Source organism: Candidatus Avelusimicrobium sp., from assembly GCF_051874775.1.
Taxonomy (GTDB): domain Bacteria; phylum Elusimicrobiota; class Elusimicrobia; order Elusimicrobiales; family Elusimicrobiaceae; genus Avelusimicrobium.
Genome location: NZ_JBJEGE010000008.1, coordinates 12,442 through 28,280 on the forward strand (window position 1 = coordinate 12,442; position 15,839 = coordinate 28,280).

The 15,839-nt window shown below is 48.0% G+C and carries 12 protein-coding genes and 1 tRNA gene; 2 read left to right on the top strand and 11 right to left on the bottom strand.

All coding sequences use genetic code 11. The features are described 5' to 3' along the window. Nucleotides 1-51: 51 nt before the first annotated feature. From ftsH to ACI351_RS01070, 5 genes are all read right to left on the bottom strand, one after another. Nucleotides 52-1,983: an ATP-dependent zinc metalloprotease FtsH gene (ftsH, locus tag ACI351_RS01050; protein WP_439733404.1), complete on the bottom strand. Its 1,932-nt coding sequence runs from the start codon at nt 1,981-1,983 to the stop codon at nt 52-54. Beyond that, complete coding sequence (gene hpt / locus ACI351_RS01055; RefSeq protein ID WP_439733405.1) at nt 1,983-2,510, bottom strand: hypoxanthine phosphoribosyltransferase; 528 nt, start codon at nt 2,508-2,510, stop codon at nt 1,983-1,985. The genes ftsH and hpt overlap by 1 nt, the downstream gene beginning before the upstream one ends. A gap of 212 nt (nt 2,511-2,722) precedes the next feature. Next, nucleotides 2,723-4,846, bottom strand: a complete 2,124-nt coding sequence (locus ACI351_RS01060) for a hypothetical protein (protein WP_439733406.1) — start codon at nt 4,844-4,846, stop codon at nt 2,723-2,725. A 139-nt stretch (nt 4,847-4,985) separates the two neighbouring features. Next, a complete protein-coding gene (locus ACI351_RS01065; RefSeq protein ID WP_439733407.1) occupies nt 4,986-5,123 on the bottom strand; it encodes a hypothetical protein in 138 nt (45 codons plus the stop codon). A 72-nt stretch (nt 5,124-5,195) separates the two neighbouring features. Then, complete coding sequence (locus tag ACI351_RS01070) at nt 5,196-5,429, bottom strand: hypothetical protein (RefSeq protein ID WP_439733408.1); 234 nt, start codon at nt 5,427-5,429, stop codon at nt 5,196-5,198. A gap of 339 nt (nt 5,430-5,768) precedes the next feature. Between ACI351_RS01070 and ACI351_RS01075 the strand changes: the two genes are divergently transcribed. Then, on the top strand, nt 5,769-7,358 hold the full coding sequence (locus ACI351_RS01075; RefSeq protein WP_439733409.1) for a hypothetical protein: 1,590 nt from the start codon (nt 5,769-5,771) through the stop codon (nt 7,356-7,358). 377 nt (nt 7,359-7,735) lie between these two features. On the opposite strand, the gene mutL is transcribed toward ACI351_RS01075, so the two are convergent. Then, nucleotides 7,736-9,682, bottom strand: a complete 1,947-nt coding sequence (gene mutL / locus ACI351_RS01080; RefSeq protein WP_439733410.1) for a DNA mismatch repair endonuclease MutL — start codon at nt 9,680-9,682, stop codon at nt 7,736-7,738. Continuing rightward, nucleotides 9,675-12,236 (bottom strand): DNA mismatch repair protein MutS, encoded by a 2,562-nt coding sequence (mutS, locus tag ACI351_RS01085; protein ID WP_439733411.1) that lies wholly within the window; start codon nt 12,234-12,236, stop codon nt 9,675-9,677. Before mutS ends, mutL begins: the two co-directional genes overlap by 8 nt. 202 nt (nt 12,237-12,438) lie before the next feature. Here mutS and ACI351_RS01090 point away from each other — a divergent pair. After that, nucleotides 12,439-12,525, top strand: a tRNA-Tyr gene (locus ACI351_RS01090). A 415-nt stretch (nt 12,526-12,940) separates the two neighbouring features. Here the strand turns inward: ACI351_RS01090 and ACI351_RS01095 are convergent. Genes ACI351_RS01095 through ACI351_RS01110 form a run of 4 tightly spaced genes read right to left on the bottom strand, consistent with a single transcriptional unit; the run spans nt 12,941 to nt 15,825 of the window. After that, complete coding sequence (locus ACI351_RS01095) at nt 12,941-14,236, bottom strand: SPL family radical SAM protein (protein WP_439733412.1); 1,296 nt, start codon at nt 14,234-14,236, stop codon at nt 12,941-12,943. Next, nucleotides 14,218-15,156, bottom strand: a complete 939-nt coding sequence (locus ACI351_RS01100) for an aldo/keto reductase (protein ID WP_439733413.1) — start codon at nt 15,154-15,156, stop codon at nt 14,218-14,220. The genes ACI351_RS01095 and ACI351_RS01100 overlap by 19 nt, the downstream gene beginning before the upstream one ends. A 4-nt stretch (nt 15,157-15,160) precedes the next feature. Then, the gene (locus ACI351_RS01105) at nt 15,161-15,526 is read right to left on the bottom strand and encodes a CoA-binding protein (RefSeq protein ID WP_439733414.1); all 366 of its coding nucleotides are present in this window, start codon (nt 15,524-15,526) and stop codon (nt 15,161-15,163) included. A gap of 2 nt (nt 15,527-15,528) precedes the next feature. Next, nucleotides 15,529-15,825 (bottom strand): YbaB/EbfC family nucleoid-associated protein, encoded by a 297-nt coding sequence (locus tag ACI351_RS01110; RefSeq protein ID WP_439733415.1) that lies wholly within the window; start codon nt 15,823-15,825, stop codon nt 15,529-15,531. Between the last annotated feature and the right edge of the window lie 14 nt (nt 15,826-15,839).

Here is a 15,839-nt window from a genome sequence, read left to right on the forward strand (position 1 = left end):
CAAAACGACCCCAAACGGGCGTGCGGTAGTTTCCCGCAAGAGCGGTGAAACTCAGTCAAAAAGTTCCGCTTGTTTAGCTTCCGGACGGACGTCCTTCGGCGCCTTCGGTTCCTCTTTGGCGGGTTCTGCCGTTTCGGGCTCGGGCGAAGCGTCCTCTTTCACCGCGGGTTTTAAGCCCAAAATGTCGTTAATTTCGGCAGCGTCCACTACTTCTTTCTCAAGCAGTACGGCCACCAATTTATCGAACGCGGCGCGGTGGGAAACAATAATTTCCTTTGCGCGTGCGTAGGACGACTTAATCAAATTCATAATTTCTTCGTCAATCGTGCGGGCGAGTTCTTCCGAATACGTGGTGTGGCGGGATAAATCGCGCCCCAAAAACACTTCGCTTTCTTCGCCGCTGGGCAGTGCAATCGGCCCGAGTTTTTCACTCATTCCAAGCTCCACCACCATCTTGCGGGCGTAAGCCATGGTTTTGTTCAAATCGTCGCTCGCGCCGGAGGTAATTTCCCCGAACACGATTTCTTCCGCCGCGCGGCCCGCCAAAAGAATACACAATTTGTCCAACAGTTCGGATTTGCTCGTTAAAAATTTATCTTCAAGCGGCAGCTGAAGCGTATAACCGAGCGCCTGCCCGCGGGGAATAATGGTTACTTTATGCACCGGATCCGAATGGTTCGTCATCCGCGCGACTACGGTATGGCCCACTTCGTGCGCGGCGATGACTTCGCGCTCGTGCTTGGAAATAATGCGGCTTTTTTTCTGCGGCCCCGCGATAACGCGTTCTACCGCTTCGTCCATATCAATTTTCTCCACCGCTTCTTTATCGGCGCGGGCAGCCAAAATGGCGGCTTCATTGATCACGTTGGCAAGGTCTGCCCCTACAAACCCGGGGGTGCCTTTAGCAACCACTTTCAAATCTACATCATCCGCCAGTTTTACTTTTTTGGCGTGCACTTTCAAAATATCTTCGCGGCCCTTTAAATCCGGCGCAGGTACGGAAATGTGACGGTCAAAACGGCCCGGGCGGATTAACGCGGGGTCTAATACATCAGGGCGGTTGGTGGACGCCATCAAAATAATGCCTTGTTTACTTTCAAAACCGTCCAGTTCAATCAGCAGCTGGTTTAAGGTTTGTTCGCGTTCGTCATGCCCGCCGCCGATACCGGCAAAGCGGCGTCTGCCGACGGCGTCTAATTCATCAATAAAAATAATGGCGGGAGAATTCTTTTTGGCTTGGTCGAACAAGTCGCGCACGCGCGCCGCGCCCACGCCCACGAACATTTCCACAAACTCGGAAGCGGAAGCCGAGAAAAACGCCACTCCGGCTTCGCCCGCTACAGCTTTGGCCAAAAGGGTTTTACCCGTCCCGGGGGCGCCGTACAACAGCACGCCTTTGGGCAGCTTGCCGCCGAGCTTTTGAAATTTTTTCGGATTTTTCAAGAATTTGATAACATCCTGCAGTTCTTCTTTGGCTTCTTCGCAGCCGGCCACATCTTTAAACGTAACGGTGTTTTTAGACGGGTCCTGCATTTTGGCCTTGGAACGGGCAAAATTCATTGCACTTTTGCCGTCGCTTCGCTGCGGACGCAAAAAGATGAACCACCACAACCCGATGAGCAGTACAATCCACAGAATATTAAATAAGATATTGCCAATCCAACTTTTATCCGCTTCGGCTTTGTAAGCAATTTTGGCCGCAGAGAGTTCCTGCACCAAAGAAGGGTCCTCCATCCGTACGGTTTTGAACGGGACAAACTGGCCCTGCTCGTTTTTGTACATACCGGAGATGACTCCCGACGACACCGTCAAATCCGATACCTCTGCTGATGCCACTTTCTGTTTAAAAGCGGAATAATCCAATACGGCTTGTTTTGCCGACGGCTTATTAAATAAAAACACGGCCACCGCAAACACCGCAATCCACGCGGCGATTTGGCCAAAAGAAATGATTCTGCGGCTGTTCGGATTCTTGTTCTTCATTATTTTCTAAATACTCCGATATAAGGAAGGTTGCGGTAAAGCTCGTTATAATCCAAGCCGTACCCGATAACAAATTCGTTCTCCACGGTAAAACCGACGTATTTGGGATGCACTTCGGCTTTACGGTTGCAGGGTTTGTCCAACAGACAGCAAATTTCGATACTGGCCGCTCCGCGGTTTCTTAAATTACCCAGCAGATACTCAAGCGTCAGCCCCGTATCCACAATATCCTCCACCACCACAACGTGGCGGCCTTTAATGCTCTCGCGCAAATCGAGCATGGTGCGCACCTGGCCGGTGCTGGACGTGCCGGAATAAGACGACAAACACATAAAATCCATATTGCAGTCCACGCTGATGTTTTTCATTAAGTCAGAATAAAACAAAATACATCCGCGCAAAATACCGACAAACAGCGGCTGTTTTCCGCGGTAATCGGCAGAAATTTGGCGGCCCAGTTCGGCCACTCTTTTAGCGAGTTGTTCTTCAGAAAATAATACACGTTCTAAAACCGGATTTTCAGGCATAAGCCCTCCAATGGAGAATATATATAATAGGATAGCTTATTTTAGGCCGGAAATAAAGCGAAAAGGTGCCGCTGCGGGGCTTACCCTTTTTCCCAACCCGCTGTTACCACTTCTTAATTTAGATATACTCCCGCACTGTACCACACCGTATGAAAAATGAAACTCCCCCTGCGCAGCAGGAGGAGTCGTAAGATGAAAAGCATTCTGAGAATTTACCTAAATAATCTGAGTACATTTTTGAGTACATTTACATGATAAAAAATACTATGGTTGCAAATATACGGATTGTTGTCGGGATAGGTCAAAAACTCCTCATAATGGAAATGTTGGAAAGGATCATTCGTCTGTTTTTTATCAAATTTCCTCTCCTGCTCGTTCCAACGGTATTGGTTGTTTCGTTCGTGAGCGCCGCGGCGAAAGCGGCTGTAGCGCTTATTCACGTTAACGATTGTCAGACTATCAGCCAGTAGCATCAATACAGAATCCTTTAATTCGTCTACAAACATAAGAAAAAGATCCTCTCCATCAAACTTGATACCAATTTCCGCTTCCGGAATCCAACTGCCTTCGTCGCTAATCTCGCCGCCGCCCAGAAATTTCATATTCTTCTGAAAAACAGCTCTGGTAAATAATGGTTCATTGGTATTCGTCGAATAAAAGGAGGAAGCCACATCATTTACACGCTTTAATTGCCGGATATCACGCTGGCAAGTACCCTCAATATTCTTCAACGGCATGTTTTGGCAGCCAGCAAAAAGGGACGCGTTGGGCACCCTATTTCTAGGGCACAAGGAGCCATATCGGCCTAAACAGTCGCGGAGAGATTCTGCCTGTCTTGCCGACACAGGATCTCCTGTATTTAGATAGATGTCCAAATCGGACAAGGTCCAATCACGTTTCACGGACGATCTAGCGCTGTACTGGCATGTGGCCCTCGGGGAGGACTTAGCGATAGACAACGCTCGGGCTCCTATTTTTGCTAGACTTTCCGTCCAGGTAGTTACAAAACCCATAGTTTGGAGATCAATATCTATAGCACGCTGGGTATCCACAATATCATATCCTTTCGGTACGTCTCCCGAAAATACTTTGTCCCAGAAGTTCCTTTTGTACTCTACCCAATTATTCGCAAGCATCGGCGCCAAAGAGTTATTCAGCTCATAAACACATACAATTCCCACTCCCAGGAACACGCCAAGGTATGTTCCGAGAGCCGCTGCACTCGAACTACCGATTGCAGCCACACTCTCGGCAGCAGACACGGCTATAGCCCGAAGCTCTGCCGCTGTAAACTGCAGCCCTGCTTTTGCAAGCATTGAGGAGGAAAATACCAAGGAGGCGGCCGCACTTGGGGCATACTCAAGACACAGTGCAACTTGCCGGATTTCAGACGGGTGCAACACAAATTTTGGTGCGGCAAGCGCAACCGAAGCAGACATGTATGTCGAAGTATGAGTTGCTCCGGTAGACGCAGTTTCTTCTGATTTATTATCTATGTTGGCATACGATTCAAGGGCATTCGCCGCAGCGAACGCCACCCAGCCCCGTTTGTCGTACAAGTATTTTGTGATCAATCCTTTTTCTGTCGGTTCCACTTTGTCTGCCAAAAACATAAAGGCCGAGTTTATAATGGCCGGATGAATATACGCTGATTTCTTAGGGTCATCACTTCCCTTTGCGGCCATTACCTCAATAGCAGCAATTAAACTTTTCTTATCCAGTTGAGATAAAGAATAGATCTTTGCTTCCATGTCAGCAGTCTTTGTGATCACATGGAAATATTCACTAAAATCTGGCATATCAGTAGAATCAGTCCCCTTAATCTTTATACTGGACTTAGAATCTTCTTTTTTCTCTTTTTCCGCTCTTTCCCGTTTGCTCTGTTTTTCTTTCTCCATCTGTTTTTCTTTCTTAAGTGTTTCACAAGAAATAGGCTTTCCATATATGTTAACACACAGACTTCTTGCTATCGGCACATCCGGAATCAGGTCGCCAAGCTGATTAACAGCAGATTCGAACTGCAGGGCTTCCTCTACCTTACCGTCGCGCAAGAGGGCTAGAGCCTTGTTTGTCAAACGGTCGGTAACTTGTGCTATGGTTCTGACTACTTTTTTGTCTTTCTGATATTCTCCGTTAGCATTCCTCACAGCATCAATAACGCGAAAGATGCAGTCTAGATCAACCCATTGGCTAGCAGTTGCATCATGAAGCATTTTTTCGATGGGACATTTTCTTTGCATCGCACGTTCGATATCAGCAGCTGACTGTGCAAAAGCAGGCGAAACCGTCTGAAACAACAAACTACAAATAAGACTAAGAGCGATAACTCTTTTCATAAGTTCTCCTTTGAGATATATTTTGGCCTATATTTTGGATATTTCTTTGGTAGTTTAACAATATCATACAAATTTTTCAAGGGAACAATAGACCCACCGGCACAATAGGTCTTAAGGCTATTGTTCTTTTGTGCCTTACCTATCTGCCCATTATAACAATCATTTCCAAAAGGCCCTCGGCTTCGGCGGCGGAAATTTGGCGGCCCAGTTCGGCCGCTCTTTTAGCGAGTTGTTCTTCAGAAAATAATACACGTTCTAAAACCGGATTTTCAGGCATAAGCCCTCCAATGGAGAATATATATAATAGGATGGCTTATTTTAGGCCGTCTGGGAAGAGGAAAAAACCGACTTACAATTTAGGAAGGAGCATTGTCTTAGAATCCCCTGTTCCTATAATTAATACAACCACTAACAAGTCTATTAAGGTAAAACCCAATTTATTGGATCCTGAAATACTATAACCAGACTCCGGATTACGGCCTTCTGGAGTGACGCTAAGCGCAAAAAGCGTCAGTTTATAATGAGACCAACGCGTAAAACCAAGAGTTTGATACCTAGCAATATCCCCCGTATGCGTCGTCATTCCGTGAGGACGTAACACGGAATCTGCCGTTTAAAACAACAGATCCCGTATTACAACCCCGTATAACTACCTTACGGGGCAGGCTCTTACGGGGTAACAATCGGAATTATCCCCATGTTATCAAAACAAGGTCAAGCCCTTCCAAGCCGCTGTGGAGGACGCCCCTCTTTCCAAACGGTCTATTACTCCGCCTAAAAGGCAGCGTTTCTCCCAAACATCGCATCCGGCAAAAGGAGCTAACGTCTTCACGACGAAAAGACCTATTTCCCTTTCGGCACAAAGACCCGTGGTTTTCCGAACAAAACTTGATATAATACAAAGAATATCAAGGAGATAAAGATGAAATTATTATCATTTATTTTAGCCCTTTTGTTCAGCGCCGCGCCCGTGTTCGCCATCCGGCCGCACGTAACCATTCCGCCGGAATCCATAAAACTTCCGCCGATCCCTATAAACCTTTCCGCACCAAAAAAAAGAGTGCAACCTCCCCAAAAAGACACGACATGGGAACAAGCGCTGCAGAAACTGGCCGAACGCCAGAACCCCAAAAACTGGAAAGAAATTTCCTGGCAGGATTTTTTACAGCAAAACAAACACACCAAAGGAGTGGAAACCGTTTCCACCCACTTGGATATTAAATGCACGGAAAACATCTGCCAGCTGCTCCCTGCTGCCATTCCCATCGACCTGCTGCAACAAACCGGCAACAGCGAAGTGGATTATAAAAAAATACTGGAGGGACACAATTTAATCTTTGTGGCGGAAGGGATGAACCATAACACCAAACGCGCACCGCAGGAAATGGCAAAAATTCTGCGGGCGGTACGGGAAAAAAATCCCAGCGCCAAAATTTTGTTTGCCGCGGAATTTTTGGAGTGGCAGAATTACGATAACCTGCCCGCTCTCACACAAGCACTTGCGCAAATACCGGAAGTGGACGAACAAATCCAAGACGCTCAAACAGCATTAGAGGATTTGAACTCAAGCTATCAACTTTTGTCCGACGAAGGCAAAACCCTATTAAAAAAGCAGTATGACCAACAAACACAAGAACTTGCCGCCGTACGGCAGCTGGAAAAAGAGTGGGAAAGAGAACTAATCTCCCTCCAAATAGCAGCCGATTTGGAACGGGAACCGTTACTTAAAAAGGCGGGCGAGAAATCCGAGCTATATTTCCCCGAAGAGTATGCCCCTGCCTTCAAAGCCGCAGACGAATTGGGCATAGACCAACTGGCGCTTGACGATGATATACCCGGCATTATAGAAAATCAAGTTGCCGCGAAAGTAGGTGAATTTGTGGTATGGACAACGCCGAAAGACAAGGTTCCAACCTGGAGATACATTACAAAAAGACGTGAATCTGCGGAGATAAAACGTTTCTATGCTTTACAGCAAGTATTAAGCGTATCCCCCTGGGGGATACGGGAACGGAACCGTGAATGGGCACGCCGCATTAAAGCGGTATTGCCTGCGTACGACATTCTCCTCGTATACGCCGGGAATGGTCATTTAGCCAACACCTACTATATGGATTTGCAGCCCATGCTGGAACAGAAAATATTTATGAACATTACGCTCTACCCCATGGAAGAATTGCCGCAAGAGCTGGCGCAAGCCTACGCCCAACGCCATCACGCCACGGAAAGGCACGGAATTACGCAAGACCAACAATTGTGGAATACAAAGAAAAACGGCTTGAGCAACATCCATGCAGAAGATCTGATAGATGAAAGTCATTCCACCCAGTCCCAATGGAATGATGCCGCAAAACCCTTTTGGATTTGGGAGAACGGAAACGATCAAGAAATAGTAACGCGGTGCAACCCCGAAAAGGCAGAACTGTTGAACGCGGAAATAGAACGGCAAATGCAGGAATTTCCATACAAATGTGCCGCAAGCACTTTAGCAGTTTACCTTCCGGCCGAATAATTGACAAACGTAAAAGCCCTCCGGCGGGAGGGTTTTTTATTCCTTCGTCTACCCCCTCTGCTGTGCCGAAGGCATGACATAAATTATCCGAATATAACTAGAAGCCTTTTTATTCTTCGTCGTATTCTTGGCCGGATTGAATACTATACTCACAGATATATCAACAACAATATCATACAAATTTTTCAAGGGAACAATAGACCCACCGGCACAATAGGTCTTAAGGCTATTGTTCTTTTGTGCCTTACCTATCTGCCCATTATAACAATAATTTCCAAAAGGCAAAGCGCCGCAATAACGCCGTACTGCAGTATAAGAAATGATACAGCAGTGTAACGCTGAAAGCTAAACGCGTTGGCAAAACCCATACCGGACGCCTAGCGGCCGAACAGCTTGTCTACTTCCTTCATTTTCAGCTGCGCCACGCAAGGGCGGCCGTGCGGACAGTGCATACCGTCTTTGCACTTCTTCATATTTTCCAAAAGGCCCTCGGCTTCGGCGGCGGAAATTTGGTCGTGCGCTTTAATGGCCTTTTTGCACGCCAGCATTGCCACCATTTTACGTTTTAAACTTTCGGTGGATTTGGCGGGGTCGCCTATTACCTGCGCCAGCGAAACGATAAACGCCTTCATATCGTCCTCTTTAAACCGTATGATGTGCGGCATGGAACGCACGAGTACGGTGCGCGCGGAAAAAGACTCCAGTTCAAATCCGGCCGTCTTTAGCCACTCCGCCCAAGATAATAAAGTTTCGGCATTGGACGGCATCAAATCCACGTGAATAGGGAAAAGCAATTTTTGTACCTGAATATCATGATGTTCAAACGCGTCCAGATAATGCTCAAAAAGAACGCGCTCCTGCGCGGCGTGCTGGTCAATCAGCACGAGGCCAAGCGGGTTTTCAAACAGCAAATAACTTTTTTGAAGCTGCCCTAAATAATGGTACGGCCCCTGATACCAAGACGGGTCTCCCTCCGCGCAAATTTCCGTTTGCACGGAAGACTCGGGCCTTGTTTGGCTCACAGCTTGCTCCGCGCGGTTCTCCTCCGCTGCTGGAGGACGGGCCACATAATCTGCGGGTTCTTCGGTTTCCCGAATAAAACAGACGGGTTTTACAAAGTCCGGCCGGACAGCTCCATCAACGGAAGCTACTTCGTCAGGCAAGGAAGAAGAAACGGGAGCAAACGCCTCTTCGGATAAAAACGTATTTCCCGTTTGAACCTCCGGCTGCGGCTTGGGCGTACGGACGGAAAACAACCGTTCCGCCGCCGCAGAAACATTAGAAGGCAGTTCAATGCGCGGCGCAGCCGCCGGAACATCCACGGGACGCGCGTTTTGAAAAATGGTTTCCCCCGCCGCGTGCATTACAAAGCCGAACACTTTATTTTCGTTTACAAAGCGGATGTCGCGTTTTTGCGGGTGGATGTTTACGTCAAAATCGGCGGGAGAAAGCGTCATATATACGATAAATGCCGGATGACGGTCTTTCGGGCGGACGTTTTGGTAAGCCTTATAAACGGCCTGTTGGACGGTTTTGGAATCAATCGGACGGCGGTTTACGAATACAAACTGCATATCGCGCACGGAAACCAACTTATCCGCCGGAGTAAGAAACAACTTTAGCCCCATTTCGTCAAACTCTTGAAATACCAGACTTTGGCTGACTTCTTCCCCCAAAATGGCGTTGGCGCGCGCGGGTACGGCTTCTTCCAGCGGCCCCGCATGGGCGGGCAGATTATATACTTCGCGCCCGTTTACCGTTACGCGGTACGACACCCCCAAATTGGCAAGTGCGCTCTCTTCAATTACCTTTAACAGACAGGCGCGCTCGTATGAATCGCTTTTTAAAAACTTAAGGCGGGCGGGCGTATTGTAAAATAGACTACGGATTTCCACCGTCGTTCCTTTAATAGAAGGTGCCGGACTTTTTAATACCACTTTGCCGCCGTGCAGTTCAAGACGGTTTCCGCTAGCCCCTTCTTGACAGCTGGTCAGCGTCATCTTTGAAACAGCTGCCACGGAATAGAGCGCCTCACCGCGAAACCCGAACGTATGCAGGTTTGCCAAATCGTCAAACGCGCGGATTTTGCTGGTTGCGTGACGCAAAACGCTCAACTCCAAATCTTCCGCGCTCATTCCACAGCCATTGTCGTTAATGCGGATAAGGTCTTTACCCGAACCTTGAATATCCACATTAATGCACGTGGCCCCTGCGTCCACCGCGTTTTCAAGCAGCTCTTTAAGCACTCCCGCGGGACGCTCAATCACTTCTCCGGCAGCAATTTTTCCGGCAGTTCTTTCATCCAATACGCGTATGTTATTCATTGATGCGTTTCTTCCATTCACAAATTAACTGCAGGGCGGCCAGCGGAGTCAGCTTATCCGGATCTGCCATTTTAATTTCTTCCACAATGGGCGAAGAAAACAAATCTTTAACCATATCCTGTTCTTTGGCGGAAATTTTTACACCTTGTTTGGCTTCCAAATCTTTCAGCACTTTTTTGGCGCGCAGCGTACACGCCGCCGGAAGCCCTGCAATTTCGGCTACATGAATTCCATACGAACGGTCGGCCGCACCGGCTAAAATTTGGTACAAAAACGCCAAACGGCTTTCGCCGGATACATCCTTGTATTCCTTGGCGTCCACGTGCCAGTTACTCACACTTTCGTATTTGTTTGCCAAATCCACCAATTCAAAATAATGCGTGGCAAACAGCACCTTCGGTCCGCCAGACGGTTTATATAAGTATTCCACAATTGCCCAAGCAATGGAAATACCGTCAAAGGTAGAGGTTCCGCGGCCAACTTCGTCAAGCAAAATTAAGCTGCGCGGCGTCATAGAAACTAAAATGTGCGCGGTTTCGTTCATTTCCACCATAAAAGTGGAATTTCCTCTACTAAGAGCATCGTGCGCACCGATACGCGTCATAATTTTATCCACCACACCTACGCGCGCCGCAGACGCCGGCACAAAAGCTCCCATTTGCGCCATAATAACGATAATGGCCGTCTGTTTTAAAAATACGCTCTTGCCGCCCATATTGGGGCCGGTAATCAGCATAATCTGATTCTTCGGCGTACCGATTTTCAGTCCGTTGGCTACAAAACTGCCGGAGGGGAGCGTCGCCTCCACCAGCGGGTGACGTCCGTTTTCGTAATGCAATTCGGTACCGTGATCCACTACCGGACGGGTATAATTGCCTTTCATCGCGCACAGCGCAAGCGACATATATACATCCAGCTCCGACACAATCTGCGCAAACGCTTTAACGTGGTTAATCCGTGCCGCACACGCCTTACGTACTTCATCAAAAAGAGAACTTTCCAAGCGGTTGATTTTCTGTTCCGCGTTTAAAATTCGGTCTTCTAGATTTTTTAATTCTTCGGTAATAAACCGCTCCGCATTTACGAGCGTCTGCTTGCGTACCCAGTTAAACGGCACTTTGGTGATATGACTTTTGGTGACTTCAAAATAAAAGCCAAATACGGAATTAACCCCTACTTTCATAGTGGGAATACCCGTTTTTTCGCGTTCGCGCGCGCACATTTCTTCCATTGTGTGTCTGCCGTTTTGTTTTAGCGATCGCAGTTCGTCCAATTCAGCATTGTACCCCGCACGAATAACGTTCCCATCTGAAAGTTTTAACGGCGGATTTTCGTCTATCGCGTCATAAAGGACACGGGACATTTCCCGCAGTACGGGCAGATTTTCTTCAAACAGCGCGCGCAAATGCGGTGCAATAGCACCGTACGTTTCAAACCAGCGCGCCAGCGAATCCACATTCAAGAGAGACTGCCTAAGCCCCGACAAATCACGCGGGGAGGCCGTACCGGTGGCAGTGCGCGTCATAATGCGTTCCACATCGGATATATTTTCCAATAGTGCCGATAAATCCGCTAATGCGGACGGGTCTTTTACAAATCCTTCCACACAGTCCTGCCGCTGGGAAATTTCCGCCGGATCCATCAGCGGATGCAAAATCCATTCCTTAAGTTTGCGGCTGCCCACAGCGGTGCGGGTACGGTCCAACAAAGCCCACAGGCTGCCGCGGCGGCTGCCTTCCTGACTTTTGACAAGTTCCAATGAAACCACGGCGTTCTCGTCAATTTGCAAGCTATCCTTAAGCTCCCGATAAGATGGAATTAAAACGGTTTTAAAACTGGGCTCCGTTATATTTAAATACTTCATTGTTTGCAGTGCGCAGGCAAGAGCTTTCTTCTTATCTCCCCACGCGCTCAAAGCGGGCCAGTTGGAAGGCAAGTCAAAATTTCCGTCAAAGGGGGGTTGTTCGGTCAGAGTCAGGCTGGCGGGCAGAACAACTTTATTTTTAAGTTGTTCAAGCGAGGCTTTATCTCCCACCACTTCGGACGGATTAATCGCCGCCAAAGCGGCGGCTAAATTGGTGAGCGTGGAATCTTTATCGTTCTGGTTGACCCAAAATTCGCCGGTGGAAACCTCCACACACGACAAGGCCCATCCCCGCGCATGGACAGAAAGACAAACCAAATAGTTCGCTTGATTTGCATCCAACAGAGAGTCCTCCATCAGCGTCCCGGGGGTAATCACACGCGTGACTTTACGTTCAAACAGTTTGGTATTTTTATCCATTACCGAGCTGGTTTGTTCGCAAATTCCAATTTTCTTTCCGGCATTAAGAAGCCGTACAATGTAGTTGTTCGCAGCGTGGAAAGGAATTCCGCACATCGGCACCCCGTGACGTGCCGTGAGCGTAAGCCCCAACAGAGCACTTACTTCGCGGGCTTGCTCATCAAACATTTCGTAAAAATCACCTAACCGGAAGAACAAAATAATACCAGGATACTTAGCCCGAATATCATAGTATTGTTTCATTAAAGGGGTAGAATTCGTCTTTTGCATAGGGATATTCTAGCAATTTTAGCCCGATATTGTACGACCGCGCAAGGATAACAGACGGATATGGAGCCAACAAAAATTTTTCAACAAAATAAAAATGAAAAAATGACACGAAACATTTTTTTTGTTATAATATTTGTACCTAGTTGTTTAAGTAATAATTAGGACCGGAGGCCGCAAGGTTTCCGGCTTTTGATGCGATTTAGGTAGGATGGCTGAGCGGTCAAAAGCAACGGTCTGTAAAACCGTCGGGCTACGCCCTACATAGGTTCGAATCCTATTCCTACCACCATTTAAACCACCCGAAAGGGTGGTTTTTTTACGGCTTAGAATGCAGGCAAACTGCTTTGCCCGCGTTAGGATTTGAAAGATGGAGCGACATTTTTGTTTGAAAGCTACGCCCGAAAAGCAAAAACCGCGAGTCCGTCTGACAGAAAAATACCGCCAAGTATTTTACCGGAAGGCAAATCCTATTCCTACCAGTATTTTTCTTACTCACACACTTTCTTTCATTGTTCTTGGCTTTTTCGGGTACCCCGGACGCGCCCATTAACAGTACACGATCAGCCGCCAACACCTAGAAAAAAACTGTTTTATGTTAAAAAAATTTACCGCAGTCTGCCCAATCACACTGTCAGAAACTTTACCGGAAAGCAGATTCTCAACACTCCCAATGGAAAAATCTCTCGGGCCGTGTTTCCTTAAAACTACAGAGAGCGCACCACACACGGATCTTCCATACACAAATACACGTACGCTTTGGGAAAGTTGTTTTGTAAGAGCGGCACCAAAAAGCGGTACGCTTCCAGACGCTGTCCGTCTCCGTAACGCATTTTTCCGTCAAAATCCAAAAGGAATTCGCCGTCCAGCATAAAATTGTCTGGAAAGCGCGACTCCGCCACCTTTTTCAGTTCGCGGCTAAAACGCAGCGTGCCTACGCTGATCCACGCAATTTTATCGTGCGGCAAGGTATCGGCCATTTCCTGCACCGTGCGGGCGTAATCTTGTTGGTAGCCGTCATAAATAACCACGGGATCAAAATGAAAACCAATGCGGTAACCTGCTTTGGCTGTTTCGCAAGCCGCAGCCAACCGCTCGGTTAAATTAGGCGTAAAATGTTCGGCCTCATTTGTGATTCTAGACGAATTGACCGACCACGAAGCCACCACATTTTCGGTTCCGCCAGCTTCCAAAAGACCGCCGATATTCACGCTTTTGGTTTTAAATTCACACTGCAAATGCGGACGCGCACGGAAGAACGGCACAATTTTTTGGGAGTAACGCGTTAAATCGTCAAAAACGAGGGAATCGGTAAATTCCCCGCTGCCGATGCGCGGACGGTCAAACGGTCCTTTGTTAAACTTTGCCCCGTCAATTTTCTCCAAAAAATCATCCACATTGGCTGGCAGCAAAACAGCGTGTAAATTTTGGTACTGTTGCAAGAAACAGTATTCACATTCAAAACGACAGCCGAACCCCAAATTAATCAAATTGTAACCACAACCCACAGCCGAACAGCTGCACGGACAGGGCTTTAAAAAATCGTATTTTTCGTTGTGAACGAGCAGCGTTTCCGTACGGCGGGAAAAATTAGGGCTGCCCACTTGGGTCTTGCCGTCGGTTTCTTTAAATTCCGCCTTCGGAAACGCATCGCGCACGCGGGCAGCGAGTTCGCTGTCTTTGGCGGAAGTTTCGATATAAACGGTTTTGGGGTAAAACGGGCGGGGCGTTAAATCGGCTTTTAACGTTTCGTCCAAATCCAGTTTAGGCAGATAAAAACGGCTCTTTTCCGCCGTCTTAAAATTGACGGGATAACGGCGCGCTAAAAGCGTTTTTTTAGCGGATTCAAACGTCAAATTTTTAGCGGGAACGAGCACGTTTTTCGGTGTACAATGTTCGCGCTTGCAAATCTCGTACACCAGCCGCGCCAACTCGCGCAATTTGTTGACGCCCAGTTTGGGAAGTACGGATAAAATATAAGATTCTATTTCGTGCACGTGCATTGTCTGCCCTCCAAAAAAGCCAAATCTTTCGGGGATAACATCAGGTCCGCTCCGGCCGCGTTTTGCAAAATTTGTTCCGCCGTCCGCGCACCCGTCAGCGCGCAGGAAACCGTTTGGTTTGAAAGCGCCCACGCTACGGCCACCGCCGCCGGAGAAACCTGTAAATGCGCCGCCAATTTTTTGATGCGGTTTACTGTTTTCTGCGCTTGTAAAAATGCGCCAGCGCGGTAACATTTGTAAAAATAATTGCGTGCATCGGCGCGGCGCAGATTGGGTGCCGTTTTATATTTTCCGCTTAAAATGCCGCCGCAAAGCGTTCCGTAAGAAATAAAAGATGTCCCTGTTTGCCGGCACGCGCAAAATACATCTTCGCCTTTTTGCGGATGAAGAAGGGAATACTCGTTCTGCACGGAGGCAGTTTCAGTTATGCCAGACGCGCGCACAACTTCCTCCGCGGTCACGTTACACAGCCCGATATATCGGATTTTTCCCACTTGTTTTTGGCGTGCAAGTTCCAAAAGCGCTTCTTCCAACGGAACATTAGGATCGGGATAATGGATTTGATATAAGTCAATATAATCCGTCTGCAGACGGGATAACGATTCGTCCAGCTGGCGGCGAATCGTTTGCGGACGCAAATCGTGATCCGTCCACGATCCGTTTTTTACAAGGCCGCATTTCCCCGCCAAAACAACTTGACTCCGGCGTCCCTTTAGAAGGCGTCCCAAAAACGCTTCGCTTTCTCCATACACGGGTGCGGTGTCAATCAGATTGATTCCCGCATCAAGCGCGGCCGACACGGTTTTTGCGGCTTGTGCCGCATCTACCGGTCCCCAGTCATAACCGCCGCCAAACGGCCAACCGCCCAGACCTACGGCGGAAATGTACAAATCCGTACGGCCCAGACGGCGCATTTTCATAAAACTACCATAATCCGTTATCAGCCATAAAACAGGAATTTACAGCTGTAATTCCGGCGGTTTCGGCCAAGTCGAACGCATCGCCTGACTGTGCCCCTGGCTGGAACCAAATTTCCTTTACCCCCGCATCAATGCACTGCTGCACAGCGGGAACAAGCACAGCGGGCGGAATAACCATTACCGCCACATCCGCGCGCGCGGGCACATCGGCCAAACGCATAAAAACGGGATGTCCCGCCACTTCACCGCCTTTGGGGTTAATGCCGTACACGCGCATATTTCTTTTTAGAAGCGCAGTAAAAATCTTATATCCGTATTTGGACGGATCAGCCGATACGCCAAATACCGCAATCGTTTTATTTTGATACATACTTACGCCTGCGGCATACCGAAGTTGCCCATCGCCTGCGCAGCCATACCTTGGCTGTCGCGTACGGCTTTGTTAAAGACGGCTTTGATGTCGTCGGAAATTTCAGCCGCGCCGAAATTTTTAACAAGCGCTTCGTCTACAGTCACTTCCTTTACTTCCTGCGATCCGGAAATTGTCAGCTGAAAAATATGGCGCGGGCTGTCCACCTTAATTACCATATTATCCAAACGCTTTTTAATTTCTTCCATTTGGCTTTTGAGTTTCCACAAATCTTTGAGCTGACCTAATTTATCAAACATATACGTCCCCCTAA